The organism is Epilithonimonas sp. (assembly GCF_032054305.1).
Classification (GTDB): Bacteria; Bacteroidota; Bacteroidia; order Flavobacteriales; family Weeksellaceae; genus Epilithonimonas.
Genome location: NZ_DAMBSX010000002.1, coordinates 571249 through 585692, shown reverse-complemented (window position 1 = coordinate 585692; position 14444 = coordinate 571249). Strand labels below are relative to the sequence as shown.

The 14444-nt window shown below is 40.3% G+C and carries 11 protein-coding genes; 6 read left to right on the top strand and 5 right to left on the bottom strand.

Annotation, left to right across the window (positions count from 1 at the left end; all coding sequences use genetic code 11):
* Positions 1–13: 13 nt before the first annotated feature.
* On the top strand, positions 14–874 hold the full coding sequence (locus tag RTX21_RS06575; RefSeq protein ID WP_312766192.1) for a metalloprotease: 861 nt from the start codon (positions 14–16) through the stop codon (positions 872–874).
* Positions 875–932: 58 nt separating this feature from the next.
* Here the strand turns inward: RTX21_RS06575 and RTX21_RS06570 are convergent, their stop codons facing one another.
* Together RTX21_RS06570 and RTX21_RS06565 are read right to left on the bottom strand one after the other, a co-directional pair.
* Positions 933–1091 (bottom strand): hypothetical protein, encoded by a 159-nt coding sequence (locus tag RTX21_RS06570; RefSeq protein WP_312766191.1) that lies wholly within the window; start codon positions 1089–1091, stop codon positions 933–935.
* A 19-nt stretch (positions 1092–1110) separates the two neighbouring features.
* Complete coding sequence (locus RTX21_RS06565; RefSeq protein ID WP_312766321.1) at positions 1111–1398, bottom strand: helix-turn-helix domain-containing protein; 288 nt, start codon at positions 1396–1398, stop codon at positions 1111–1113.
* On the opposite strand from RTX21_RS06565, the gene RTX21_RS06560 reads away from it, so the two are divergent.
* On the top strand, positions 1344–1820 hold the full coding sequence (locus tag RTX21_RS06560; protein WP_312766190.1) for an RteC domain-containing protein: 477 nt from the start codon (positions 1344–1346) through the stop codon (positions 1818–1820). The genes RTX21_RS06565 and RTX21_RS06560 overlap by 55 nt on opposite strands.
* A gap of 70 nt (positions 1821–1890) precedes the next feature.
* Here RTX21_RS06560 and ligD read toward each other — a convergent pair whose 3' ends face one another.
* The 3 genes from ligD to RTX21_RS06545 are packed head-to-tail and all read right to left on the bottom strand — an operon-like array spanning position 1891 to position 5253.
* Positions 1891–3780, bottom strand: a complete 1890-nt coding sequence (ligD, locus tag RTX21_RS06555) for a DNA ligase D (RefSeq protein ID WP_312766188.1) — start codon at positions 3778–3780, stop codon at positions 1891–1893.
* 44 nt (positions 3781–3824) lie between these two features.
* Positions 3825–4436, bottom strand: a complete 612-nt coding sequence (locus tag RTX21_RS06550) for a DNA polymerase ligase N-terminal domain-containing protein (RefSeq protein ID WP_312766186.1) — start codon at positions 4434–4436, stop codon at positions 3825–3827.
* A 37-nt stretch (positions 4437–4473) separates the two neighbouring features.
* Positions 4474–5253 (bottom strand): Ku protein, encoded by a 780-nt coding sequence (locus RTX21_RS06545; protein ID WP_312766184.1) that lies wholly within the window; start codon positions 5251–5253, stop codon positions 4474–4476.
* A 409-nt stretch (positions 5254–5662) separates the two neighbouring features.
* Between RTX21_RS06545 and RTX21_RS06540 the strand changes: the two genes are divergently transcribed.
* The 4 genes from RTX21_RS06540 to RTX21_RS06525 are packed head-to-tail and all read left to right on the top strand — an operon-like array spanning position 5663 to position 14440.
* The gene (locus RTX21_RS06540; protein ID WP_312766181.1) at positions 5663–9568 is read left to right on the top strand and encodes a response regulator; all 3906 of its coding nucleotides are present in this window, start codon (positions 5663–5665) and stop codon (positions 9566–9568) included.
* A 15-nt stretch (positions 9569–9583) separates the two neighbouring features.
* Complete coding sequence (locus RTX21_RS06535; protein ID WP_312766180.1) at positions 9584–9940, top strand: response regulator; 357 nt, start codon at positions 9584–9586, stop codon at positions 9938–9940.
* A gap of 7 nt (positions 9941–9947) precedes the next feature.
* Positions 9948–11015, top strand: coding sequence for a hypothetical protein (locus RTX21_RS06530; protein ID WP_312766179.1), 1068 nt, complete (start codon positions 9948–9950; stop codon positions 11013–11015).
* The gene (locus RTX21_RS06525; protein ID WP_312766177.1) at positions 11009–14440 is read left to right on the top strand and encodes a sulfatase-like hydrolase/transferase; all 3432 of its coding nucleotides are present in this window, start codon (positions 11009–11011) and stop codon (positions 14438–14440) included. Before RTX21_RS06530 ends, RTX21_RS06525 begins: the two co-directional genes overlap by 7 nt.
* The last annotated feature ends 4 nt before the right edge of the window (positions 14441–14444 follow it).

Sequence of the window (14444 nt, the reverse complement as noted above, 5' to 3'; positions counted from 1 at the left end):
AAAAAACATTAAAATGAAACTAAGAAATTTGATGGCATGCACACTTGCATGCATGATGCTCACTGCAATGGTCTCATGTAACAATGACGATAGGGTGGACGGACCTGTTCAGACAGAAAGTACCAGCGATGGTAGGCCCATGGGCTTCGTGGATCAGAGCTGGTCTCCGGGGGCTTTGTTGTATACAGGCCTGTTGTCTCCCGTGGATACCAATATGATGTATGGGGAGTTGCAGAAAATTGCGGCATTTTGGGGGCAGCCTGCTCCGGTGATGAGATTCGTGAACGATCCGTCAGATCCGTCTGCAAAGGCCAATATCAATGCGAGGTCTTATCAGCAAGGCTATATCTATTATGGTTTTCCCTTGTACTATAAGGCAAAAAGCGAAGCGGGAGATATCGCGAACATAGGGATATTGGTCCACGAATACGGACACCAGTTGCAATTTAAATTCAACCTGTCCGCGGAAGCGACATCACAGCGCGAAAAAGAACTGGAGGCAGATGGCTTTTCGGGTTATTACTTGGGAAACAACAGGGCCAATTTCCAACAGGTTGCCGCGATCACCAATTTTATCTTCCAGTTTGGTGATGCACAGCCAAATATGCCGGATTCACATGGTACCGGGGCACAAAGGAGATCTGCTATCCGTCTCGGCTATATTCTTGGGCAAAATCCGGCAAAACTGAGTGCCCAACAATTCGACAGGTATTTTTTCTACTATTATAACGGCGTATTGTCCGGAACATATAGAAATACCAGCGACTTCACTCCAGATCCTTCGATCGATCGACATGTGGGCGGATATCTGGATGAGCTGCATAAGATCAGGACGGGAGAGATTTCTGAGAAGGAATATCTTCTTCTTAAATAAGATTCGATAACAATAATTCACACCTGTTACGGCAAAATAGAAACACCTGGCAAATAAACTAAGAAAGGATGATTTGTCCATTGGTTTTATTGATCATCATAATGTGAACTGGCAGTATTTTTTGAGAACCTTTATCAATAAAGGTCCTCTTTGTCATTTCTGTTTTCTCGGATAGATAGGGATATTGAACAGCGGTGGAACGGATCATGTGATTCATCTTGTGTTTATGACGACATTTATGATACGGGCTTTTGAAGGGATTTAATAAAAAGTGAGGGCGTTATCGAGGTGACCTTTTTAAAATTGGTCGAAAATTTATTGGGCGATGAAAAACCGGCTTCCTCTGCTAAGATGGCAATTTTGTATTTCCTGTAGATCGGCTCATTTCTTAATTTGCTGGTGATATATCTGATGCGAAGTGTATTGATATAATTGTTGAAATCGTTATTTCTATATAGTTTGATGATGTGTGAAAGGTACTTGCTATTGGTCTCACAATAGGTCGCAAGATAAGCGAGTGAGATGCTATTGTCGGTATAGGCCGGATCATTTATATAGTTTCGATGAAGGGTTTACGACATTTTACGATCATCAGGTGGCAACGATCATTTCAAATGATGAATTGGTCGATTTTCTGATGGTAGGCATCAAAGCATTGGAAACAGGTCAGGAACGGGAGAGGATCGGTAAAAGTAGATTGAAATGGACCGCGCCCAAGGTTGCCTTGGTCGAATTGATCTATGCACTTCATCACAGCCGTTGTTTTAATACCGGAACGCTGGGCCTTGGCGAGACCATGAAGGCCTTTGAGGATATGTTGGAGGTGGATCTGCAGAATTTTCATAAGGTGCTTACAGAGATTAGGGCACGCAAGGTCAACCGCACAAAATTTCTGCAGCAGCTGCAAAATAATCTCGAACAATTATTTCTGGACACCGATTTATAACGGTGTTTTTTTCTAATTGTAAACAGCGAGATCATGAAAACTGTTGATCAGGTTTTACAAAGAAGAAATATTAACTAGGACCATCTAATTTCTTGATTGCTTTCAACATATCAATTCCCTTTCCCAGAACAGGTTTAAAAATGTCACCTTTCTTTTTCAGTCTTTCCAAAGTATTATGAATATTAAGATCGGTCGGTTTCAAACCTTTTTTTACTTCATTCCATTCCAATGGCATTGAAACGGTAGCTCCTTTTTTTGGTCGAAGGCTGTAGACACTTGCCAAAGTTTGTCCACGTCGGTTTTGAAGATGATCGAGATAGATCTTGTTCTTATCGCGTTTCTGGAGGCTCCTTTCCAGCGTTGTCAGATCAGGCAGTTTTTGCTGGACCATTTGCATCAGGAGATGTCCAAAATCCTTCACTTGGTCATAGGAATATTTCGCATTCATCGGAATGTAAACATGAATTCCGGAACTTCCTGAAGTCTTGGGAAAACCTTCGATTCCTGCCAGGTCCAGAACCTCTTTCACAGCCTGGGCGGTCTCGATCACATCTTCAAAAGTGTTTTTGTCTGATGGGTCAAGGTCTAGGACCAGATAATCCGGGTTATCTGCTTTTTGGATCTTGCTCGTCCAGATATTCAGTTCTATGCATCCGAGATTATTGAGATAGGCTAAAGTTTCCTTGTCGTTGCAAATGATATAATTGATGTATTTGTCCGAACTTTCCGAGAAGACTTTCTGCGTTTCTATCCAGCTTGGTGTTTCTTCCGAAGCATCTTTTTGGAAAAAACTCATTCCGTCGATGCCATTGGGATAGCGGTTCATAGATTGCGGACGGTTTTTCAGATGTGGCAAAATGTATTTTGAAATACTTTGATAAAACTCGATCACATCGCCTTTCGTGACATCATCTTCGGGAAAATAGATCTTATTCTGATTGGTGAGTTTCAGTTCCTGTTTCCCGATTTTTTTAATGATATCTTCCTTTGAGGTTCTCTTTTTGGTTTCGGCTTTCTTCATGATTTTTTTATTAGATTGATCTTCAGAATTGAATTCCACATCTTTCGGTTCGATATCATCACGAAGTCTCAGGAAGATCGGATGTCGGTAGATATGGTCTTTGGTCAGTTCCGTGAATTTGATTTCAGCAATCAGTTCTGGTCTCAGCCAGGTCGCTTTGGTATTCGTTTTCGGTGTGATCTTGAAAATCGATTTTTGGGTGAGGAGTGGTTGCATTTTATCATAGATCTCAGAAAGCGATTGGTCATTGAAACCACCGCCTGTATGACCGCAAAAGACCATTTCGCCATTCAGATATTTTCCGAGGATCAAGGCTCCGAATTTTTTCCTTGAACCTTTCGGCTCGGTAAACCCACAGATTATTGCTTCGTCACTTTTATGGATCTTGATTTTTAGCCATTCGGAACTTCGGATATTTTCTTTATAAAGACTGTCGGTTTTCTTGGCAATAATTCCTTCCAGACCCATATCTTTTGCAACTTGGAAGAACTCTTTGCCATTTTCCAGGATATGGTCGCTGAATTTGATGACCTCATTTTCGATCAAAGCATCTTTCAATAGTTCTTTTCGTTGCACATAAGACAAGTTTTCTGTTGAATGACCATTCAGCCAAAGCAGGTCAAAAACCTGAAAGGTCAATGCCAGATTAGGATTGTCACCGATTTGTTGGAGCCATTGGAAATTAGGTTTTCCTTTATCGTCATAAGCCACGATCTCCCCGTCCAGGATCAGATGATGTTCCTGAAGCTTTAATGAATTGGTCACTTTTTTGAATTTTTGGGAAAAATCGATGCCATTTCTGGAGTATAACCGGATATCATCTTTCCGCAGGTCTGCGATCGCACGATAACCGTCCCATTTGATTTCAAAGGCCCATTCTTTGTCGTCAAACGCTTTGTCAGATACTTTGCAGAGCATCGGTTTGATAAATTCTGACAATTTTTTCGCACCAGTTAGTGCTGGCGCGTAATTTTTGAAAGACTTTATTCCTTCGGGTGCGTTATTTTTTTTTTACCGTCTTTCTCGGCGAGATAAGCGGTTACTTTGGATGTTTTCAGTGTGTGTTCCTCGGCATTATAATCTTCATCTACAGCAAATTGATCTTTATGTTTGATGAGAAGCCAAGCACTGTCATCTTTCGGATTTTTGATTTTGACCAACGCAAATTCGCCTTTCAGTTTTTTACCATGAAGGATGAATTTAAGGGATTGTTTATGAAGTTCGGCCCGCATGATCAGATCATCACTTTTTCCGGTCACTTTTTCGATGGGTTCATAGGTTCCTTCATCCCAGATCTCCACTTCGCCGGCACCATAATTTCCTTTTGGAATCGAACCTTCGAAAGTTCTGTAGGAAAACGGATGGTCTTCTACCATCATCGCCAATCGCTTGTCAGAAGGATTCAATGATGGACCTTTTGGAACGGCCCAGCTTTTCAGAACACCTTCCATCTCCAGACGGAAATCGTAATGAAGCCGAGAGGCCGCATGTCTCTGGATTACGAATTTCAACTTCTTGCCACTCGCTTTTTCCTTTCCTTCAGGTTCCGAAGTTTCCTTGAAATTCCGCTTTCTATTATAATCCTCTAAAGCCATTTTTTAATTATTAATTGTTAATATTAATTATTGATTTCTACCCGACTTTCTTCTTGCCCTTCTCCAGACTCGCTTTCAGCATGGCCATCAGGTCGGTTGCTTTGCTTTCCGATTCTTTCACTTCGGTCAATTTTATTTTCTTTCCTTTGGCTTTCTGTTTGATGATTTTTAGGAGGTCGGCATTATAGGTATCTTTATATTTCGTTGGGTCAAATTCTGTTGCCAAAGATTTGATCAATTGTTCTGCCATTTTCAGTTCTGCGGGTTTTGGTGCGCTTCCAGATGGGATTTTGAGGTCCTCATAAGCCCGCATTTCTTCCGGATAACGCATCCTGTTGACCATCAATATCTTGTCTTCATAAGGTCGGATCAGGCAAAGGATTTCTCTTTCCCTCAAAACAAATGAACCCATTCCCGCCATTTTTGTCTTGATTAGTGATTTCAATAGTAATTTATAGGCTGCTTCACCATTTTTCTGAGGTTCCAGAAAGTAAGGTGTTTCAAAAAGGGCCGTATCAACTTCAGATTCTTTGACGAACTGATTGATGGAAAGGATCTTTGATTTCTCGGGACTTGCGGCTTCAAAATCCTTGTCTTCCAGAACGATATATTTATCTTCGATTTTATAGCCTTTCACAATATTTTCCCAGACCACTTCTTTTCCCGTATTGGCATTCACTCTTTTGAATTTGATATTGCTCAGGTCTTTGCTGTCCAGCATATCCAGGTCCAAAGTACTGGAGTCTGTTGCTGAGTACAGCTTTATAGGAATATTGACGAGTCCAAAGCCGATTGCGCCGTTCCAGATTGCTCTCATATTGATGTCTTGATTGATGTTGATGATATTTTATGCAATAAATATTCCATCTGCAATTCATTGATGAAACTTAAAAAGAAACATGATTTATTAGAGGTCATATATTGTCTCGCAAAATTTTATTCGCTTTAAAGATCACGGGATATAAGCATTTCCGGCTTGACGTGATTCTCAAGATCCTGTTTCTACTCTCAATATTTTTAGATAATGATATATATTGTCACCTTAATACTATTCTGTAAACTTCCGCATGCTATGCTCTAATTGATTTTTATAGGTCTTTCAATAAGGTATTACACAGATAATTTTTGTTATTATTTCTTATATGTTATATATTTAAACATTATAACGTATTATTTTTGTCAAATTTATAATAATATTATTTTTTTTAAATAACTTGGTCTGCAAGATGAATAGATATCCACTTCCCGATAACGAAGCAGAACGATTGAAGAAATTAGACTTTCTTGATCTGTTGAATCTGGGCAAAGATCCGCAGTTTGACGTCTTTGCAGAAACGGCATGCCTGATTTCGCAATGCCCGTCATCATTGATTGCGATTATGCGCAGTGATGAGCAAACGATACAAAGTTGCGTTGGACTTTCCATAGATTCCGTGGACAGAAAAAATACCCTTTGTCAATATTCCATAGCCTCGGGAGAGGTGGTAATGATCAATGATACACTTTTAGATGATCGCTCTTCCGATAATCCTTTGATTCTGGAAGGTGGGATAAGATTTTACGCCGGAGTTCCAATTATAGACGAGGAAGGCTTTGCTTTGGGCACGATCTGCGTGATCGATTATGCTCCTGGAACAATTTCTGAAAGTCAGATAGAGGCACTTAAAAAACTTTCGGATATTATTGCAAAAATTTTAACATCCAAGAGAAAAACTGCCAATGCCGAATATTTCCAGCAGACTTTCGATATATCAAATAATATGATCTGTGTTCTTGATGGTAAATTGAGATTTAAGGACGTTAACCCTGCATTTGAAAAAATATATTCTATTAAACGAGAAGAAGCTGTCGGACAGGATTTTGCAAAGTTCTTAGGTCAAAGTGAAGGGTTTTTGTCCGCCATGGATGATCTGAAACATGGAAAGGAGGTGTCATTTACAACATCTACAAAAAACCAGGATGTTGCTTCTACGATTGTTGAGTGGTCTCTGAGGCAGAACGAAAGGTTTTCCGAAATATTCTGTTTCGGGATCAATATTACATCTCAATCGGAAGAGAAACGCCAGCTGGAAAGTTCCGAAAGGCGCTTCAGAAGTTTTTTTGAGAATGCGATAGGATTGATGAGTATGCATGATATGGAGGGCAATATCATTGCTGTCAATGAAAAAGGTCGTGAAATTCTGCAGTATTCTGCCGGAGAAGTGGCAACGCTTAATCTAAGAGATCTGGTTCCTGAAGACCATCTTCTTTCATTGGAAAAATACCTTGAGCGTATCAACAAAAATAGAGAGGATTTTGGAACGATGGTTCTAAGTACCAAGGATGGTGCTGAACTGGTATGGATGTATCATAATCTTGTGGAGGTGGATGAGGACGGTAAACCTTATGTAGTAAGTACGGCACTTAATATAACCGAGAGAATGAGTTTGGAGAAAGACCTACTCCATACAAAAAAAATGTTGGAACAGACAAGTTCCGTGGCTCAGGTCGGCGGCTGGGAAGTGAACTTGAAAACAAATAGTATATTTTGGTCCGAAAGTACGAAGGAGATCCATAAGATAAAAGGTAATTATCAGCCGGATCTAAAAAATGCAATCGGTTTCTATAAAGAAGATAACCAGGACAGGGTCAAATTTTTATTTAACAGGGCAATCGAGGAGGGTATCCCTTATGATGAAGAATTTCAGCTGGTCCGGAATGACGGTATTACGATCTGGGTAAGGGTGAAGGCGATACCGGAATTCGAAAACGGGGAATGTGTAAGGGTCTTTGGTATTATCCAGGATATCGACCAATTCAAGAATATGTTGCTGGAGGTCACAAAGAAGGAAGCAATGATGCAGTCTTTTGCGACCTACGTTCCCGATGCCATAGCGATGTTTGATAAAGAGCTCAACTATCTGGCTGTCAGCACCAGTTGGAAGGATGAGTTTAATATGGGCCATCTGGATCTTATCGGACAGAATATCTTCACCATTTCGCCCAATGTACCGCAAGAAAGAAAGGAGATATATCTGGCCGCATTACAGGGAAATACCTATCTCAATGACGATTTTACGGTACAGATCGAAGGTAAGGAAGAAATGCAGCATTATAATCTGAAGGTTGGACCTTGGTACGTTTCCGATGATGAAATAGGAGGTATAATTGTTTCTGTTCAGAATATCACAAATGCGGCCATCATCAATAAGGAACTGAAAGAGGCCAAAAGAATGGCGGATATTGCAAGCAGGACCAAGTCAGAATTTCTTGCCAATATGAGCCACGAGATCCGTACACCACTGAATGGCGTCATAGGGTTTTCCGACCTTCTTCTGAGAACTCCTCTTAATGAGATCCAGACACAATATCTTAATTATATCAACGAGTCTGGTGAGAATCTGCTGAACATCATCAATGATATTCTGGACTTCTCCAAGATAGAATCCGGTAAGCTGGAACTGTTGATAGAGCCTTACGATGTTTACGACATGGTAAGCCAGGTTATCAATGTGATTCTCTACCAGTCACAGAAGAAGAATATCGAGCTGCTCCTTAATATTGAGCCGGGGCTTCCAAAAACCTTATTGGTAGATGGAGCAAGGCTGAAGCAGATTCTGATCAATCTTCTCGGCAATGCTGTCAAATTTACAAAACAGGGTGAAATTGAACTTAAGGTCGAAAAGTTGAATCTTGACGACCAAAATATCAAATTGCGTTTTTCAGTAAGGGATACCGGGATAGGGATACCTGCAGACAAACAGAAATATATTTTTGATGCCTTTACACAGGAAAACAGTTCCATAAGCAAACGATATGGCGGAACAGGTCTTGGGCTCACCATATCAAACAATATTTTAGGATATATGGGAAGTAATCTTTCTTTGATCAGCGCTCCGGAAAAGGGTTCGGTATTTTTCTTTGATATAGAGGTTCCATACGAAACATCCGGGATAAAAGACGAAAATGATATCCTTTCTATAAAACGTGTTCTGATCGTGGATGATAACGAAGCAAATAGGATCATCCTGAAGCACATGCTTGCCTATAAAAATGTGGAGTCTGTGCTTGCTGCTAATGGTATGGAAGCTTTGCAAATGCTATTGAAGGGTGAGCATTTTGATGTGATATTGATGGATTACCATATGCCGGTCATATCCGGTCTGGAGACTATTGATAAAATTAAAGAGCTGTTCAGCCAACGTAATGAGACTTCACCTTTGATCGTTCTCCATACTTCGTCCGAGGAACATGATGTCATCAACTCCTTCCGTAAGGAAGATAACTCTTATTTCCTGATGAAGCCTATCAAGTCCGAAGAGCTTTACAAAACACTCAGACGTGTGGAGAAGAATAGTTTTAAGGAAGAATTGATTGTAAAAGATATAAGGAAAGAGGATCTGTCTGTTTTTCAGGAAATGGAGGTGCTTTTGGTGGATGATAATCCGGTCAATATGGTTCTCAACAACAGGATGATGAAGGCGATTTCACCTCATTCCAATCTTACAGAGTCTGTGAACGGCCTGGAAGCCTTGGAACAATGTAGGCAAAAGCAATTCTCTATGATTCTGATGGATGTGCAGATGCCTGTGATGGACGGAATAGAGGCTACAAAACAGATCCGCCTGTTACCGGGATACGAGACAGTGCCTATCATAGGCGTTACCGCAGGAAATGTAGTGGGCGAAAAAGAGAAATGTCTGGAAAGTGGCATGAATGATTTTCTCCCCAAACCTCTAAGGCAAAATGACCTGGAAGTAATGTTGGAAAAATATTTTACGGTCATTGGTAAACCTGATGATGGGACCGATTCGGATGCTCCGGATAAACATATCGATATGCATATGCTCGATGAACAGATCGGCAGTGATGCAGAATTTCGAAATATGTTTTTGAGCCTGGTTGTTCAGCAACTGGATCAGGCAAGGACAAATATAGAAAATGCGACCAATTCAAAAGATAGATCAGAGATTCTGATGATCTTGCATAAGTTAAGGGGAACCGCCGGAATATCAGGGCTTTTCAAACTCTCGGAATATGCGCTCGAATGGGAAATGAAGGCGGATGAGACTATGGATTTCATTTCACTTTATAAAGACATAAGCCAAGAAATAGAAATAGTATTAGAAATAATAAAGAAATTAATAAAATAAAAAGTTACTTAAGCCATGCTAATTTTGATTGCCGAGGATGATGAATTGATTCTCAAAACCGTCGAACACAAATTGATAAAAGAGGGACATGAGGTTATCCTGACCAGAAACGGAAGAGAGGCCATCGAAACATTGAAGGAAAAAGATGTTGATGTCGCTATTACAGATATTATGATGCCTTTCGCTTCCGGGATAGAGATACTGTCCGCATTGAGGTCCATGGGAAAGCAGACGCCTGTGATCATGCTTTCCAGCATGGGACAGGAACAGGTAGTTCTCAATGCCTTTGATTTGGGAGCTTCCGATTTTATTGTAAAGCCGTTCAGTCCCAATGAGTTGATGCTGAGGATCAAACGATTCATGCCTAAATAAGATTTTAATGCCGATCTCATCAGTCCATTTTCTTTTCATTGTCTTTCTTGTAATGCTGTCATTGGTGATGGTATTGATCATTGCTGTTCTTGTCTACAACTTTATCGAATACAAGGAATCTCTCCGCATAGCTAAATGGTCTGATATCATTGACAGGAAAATTGCTGAAGTTATTGTGTATTGGGAAGAAGAGCCGATTGGTGATGATGTGCAATTCAAGATTCACAGCCAAAATGCTGCGTTCAGAAATTTATTTCTCAAGAAATTGGTGGATTCCGAAAAAAAATTCTCAGGGGGAGCTAAAGATAAAATAAAAGGTTTGTTTAATGATTACGATCTGAAGAAAGAAGCATTTAAAAAACTTAAGCAGAAAAAACCGCATCTCATTGCAAGAGGCCTCACTGAACTGACGGTGATGGACGTAGAAGATGCTTTGCCAAAGATCGCTTCATTTTTGTCACACCGCTCCATCCACGTCTATCAGGAAGCCCAGTATGCGATGGTGAGATTCAAAGGTTTTGAAGGCTTACATTTTCTTGAAAGCTTCAGTTCAAAGATCTCGGAATGGCAGCAGCTGAGGTTGCTCCTTTCCATATCATCGATACCGGAAAATTCTGATGCCACGATTGAAAAATGGTTAGAAAGTAACAATTATTCTGTAGTGATTTTCGTACTTAAACTGATAAAAAAATTTCAGATGCTGACACTTTATTCCAAAATTCTAAAATTGCTTGATAGAGATTCTGAGAAGGTCAGGATTGAGGTTGTCAAGGTACTGATGTCATTAGAAAACCCTGAAACGGTCGCTTACCTCAGCGGGATATACCATGAGCAGCCACAAGACGTGAAGTTGGAGATTCTTCGTGCTGTCCAGGTGTCCAAGGACCAATGCTGTACGGAGTTGCTTAAGAAAGAACTTCGGGAGGACCTGTCTCCAAATATCAAAGTTAATGCAGCCCAGGCACTTTATGAGCTCGGCCATCGGGACTATTTGTCAGAACTTGCTCATCGCGAAGATTCTTCCGAGGAGCTGGTTCAAATTTTAAAATACGCTTTGCAACAAAAAATATGTTAGAGTTTTCACACATTGTATATGAAATTGTCATCTGGCTATATCTTTTATATGGTGCGGCTATCGTCATTATTTATGGTTGGGTAGGTATTTATGCTTTCGGAGCTGTTCTTCGCTATAAGAAGGAAAATGTTTTCACAGATTACAACATCATTGCTTCCAATCCAAATGCGCCTGTTTTCAGTGTTCTCGCACCTGCGTATAACGAAGGGATGACGATCGTGGAAAATGTCAGGTCGCTTCTGTCGCTTTATTATCATAATCTTGAGATCGTTATCATCAATGACGGAAGCAAGGATGACTCTATGCAGAAATTGATAGAAGCATATGATCTGGAGTGTGTATCCTATTTTGTTCAGGGTAAGATAGAGACCAATAAAGTAAAGGGAATCTATAAAAGCAGAAATCGGGCCTTCAGAAAACTTATAGTTGTAGATAAGGAAAACGGAGGAAAGGCCGATGCTTTAAATGTCGGGATCAATATCTCTTCCGGTCAGTACCTGGTCTGTATCGACGTGGATTGTATTCTGGAGCAAGATGCGATCCTTAAGCTGGCAAAACCTTTTCTTGAAGAGACTGACAAAAAAATTATTGCCTGCGGAGGTGTTATCCGTCTTGCCAATAATTGTGTGATAGAAGATGGAAAAGTTGTGAGCGTCAATATGCCGAAGACACTGTTGGGAAGAACTCAGGCCCTGGAATATATAAGAGCATTTGTACTGGGAAGGATGGCGTGGTCTAGGGCATCTGGATTGATATTGATCTCAGGAGCTTTCGGGGTTTTTGATAGGGAGATAGTCCTGAAATGCGGCGGATATGACAGGAAGACTGTAGGTGAGGATATGGAACTGGTAGTACGGATGCGGAAATATATGGAAGAGTGCAACGAACCTTATGAAGTTCTAACTATCCCAGACCCTCTTTGCTGGACGGAAGTCCCCGAAACCAAGGATATCCTCAAAAAACAGCGAAACCGATGGATGAGAGGAACTATAGAAACATTGTGGAAACACCGTAAGCTGATGTTCAATCCTAAGTATAGGAAATTGGGCATGGTTAGTCTGCCATATTGGTTTTTCTTCGAATTTTTAGGGCCATTGGTGGAGTTTTCAGGCTACATTGTTTTTTTTATTTTTCTCCTTTTGGGACTTATAAACTGGCCTTTTTTCTTTGTTCTTTTTGCGCTTGTTCTTTCGCTGGGATTTCTGTACTCTGTTTATGGTATACTTGTAGATATGCTTAGTCATCAGGTTTATAGTAAGAGAAAAGATTTCTTTGCGCTTATAGGAACTGCTTTTTCAGAACCGTTCTATTTCCATCCTATTACCGTTCGTGCGGGCGTAAATGGTTTCATAGATTATTTCAAGAGATCGCACGGCTGGGGAGAAATGACGAGGCAGGGATTTAGCCAGAATACGCCGGATCTTTCATTTGGTAAAAGAATTTTAGCAATTCTGAAATTTGGTCTCAGGCAATGGGGAACACTTGTGATGACGTTCATTGCTCTGTTCTTGCTTGGTGTTTCTGCAGAGTGGTTTTGGTACAGCCATAACTTTGAAGATGTAGATAGACCGTCTGTCATAAGTGTACTTTTTATAGATAATATAATTTTTCTGCTGGAACTGACCTTTGGACTTGGGATCATTTATCTGCTTGTAAATTTTGTTAAGCAAAGCTGGGCAAGGATTTTTGCTATAATGGCCTTCGGATTTGTTGTTGTTTTACAATATATTTTGTTCCTCTATTTTTCCGAGACAGGAAATCTTCTGGGGGCGGATCTAGTCTATTACAGCAAAGTAGAGGTCAAACAGATTCTTGAGGCCAGCGGTATGCTCAACCTTAAGAACTATGCCCTGTTTGGGATTTTATTGGCAGTGGCTTTCATTCCTTTATGGTTATCAAGCAGATCCAGTTTCAGATCAGTTTATCCTGCATTATCGATTTTTATTTTAGGGTTGGCGGCTTTCTTTGTCCCGACAGGTATTTTACAATCCGGAGAACTGAGCAACCTTAATGATTTTGACCAGAATGCAGCAAAGAGCAAGTGGGCTTATTTCCTAAAGGCCAATGAAGAGAACTTTATCAGTGAGCATCCTGAGATCAATGACCTTATCAGCGAGGAGGAGGAAGGTCTTGGCCACGAGAAAAATATGCTGAATGAAGCGTTTCCATTTTGGAGAAAAGAAGATACACAGGATTTTCTTGGCCAATATCTTGACCATTCTGAAGAAGTGCCTAATCTCGTTTTCGTTGTGCTGGAAGGTTTTGGGCACGCCTATTCCTCCCCGAACGGCTATATCGGTAATTTTACGCCTTTTCTGGATTCACTTTCCCATAAAAGCCTATATTGGGAAAACGGATTAAGTTCTGCAGGCCGTACTTTTGCCGCATTGCCATCGCTAACGGGTTCTTTGCCTTTTGGGAAGAACGGCTTCTTAGAGATCAGGGACACTCCCGATCATTTTAATCTCTTCAATGTTCTTGGAGCCAATGGTTTCGAAACCGGCTTTTATTACGGAGGCGATCTGTCATTTGACAGATACAGGGAATATTTGGAGTATAGCAAGGTCAATAATATTGTCGATCTGCATTCTTATGACAAAAATTACCGAAAGCTTCCGGTTAAAAATGGCAGCGAAAGCTGGGGTTTTGAAGACCAGTCCGTTTTCAAAAAAGTATTAGATGTAAAAAAAGCGAGGAACAAACCTTATTTCAATATGATTCTTACGCTTTCTACTCACAATCCTTTTGCGATCAACAACAGTAGTTATTATGAAAGATTGTATAATGAAAGAATTAATTCAAACCTATTGACGTCAGAGCAAAAAAAATGGAGCAGACAATATAAAGATCAATTGATCTCAGTTCTCAATGCTGATAATGCCCTGAAACAATTCTTTGATAGCTATAGTAAACGAGAAGATTTTGCCAAGACTATTTTTTTCATCACTGGTGACCACAGTATGCCGGAGATTCTGCTACAGTCCAAGATAGACAGATTCCACGTTCCGATGATGATCTATTCGCCGCTGCTGAAGCAAGCAAAACGATTCCAAAAAATTGTAGGTCATTTTGATATTGCGCCCTCTATCCTGGCTTATTACAAAAAGAATTATAACCTTCGTACACCTTCTACAGTAGCTTGGGTTGGAACAGGCCTGACCCCGGATTCACAGGTCAGCAGGGCTAATATTCCGATAATGCAGAGCAAAACATTGCTAACAGACTTTGTTTCAGAAAAATATTATCTGCACGATTCTGATCTCTTTACTCTCAATAATTCGGAAGAGGATGCCCTTGACAATCCACAGATCTATAAAAAAGTAGATGGCCGTTTCAACCGGTTCAAAAGGATGAATTCAAAATTTTATCAAAGTAAAAAATTGATTCCTGACTCTGTCTTTGTCAATTTTATGGAAAAAAAGTAAAATG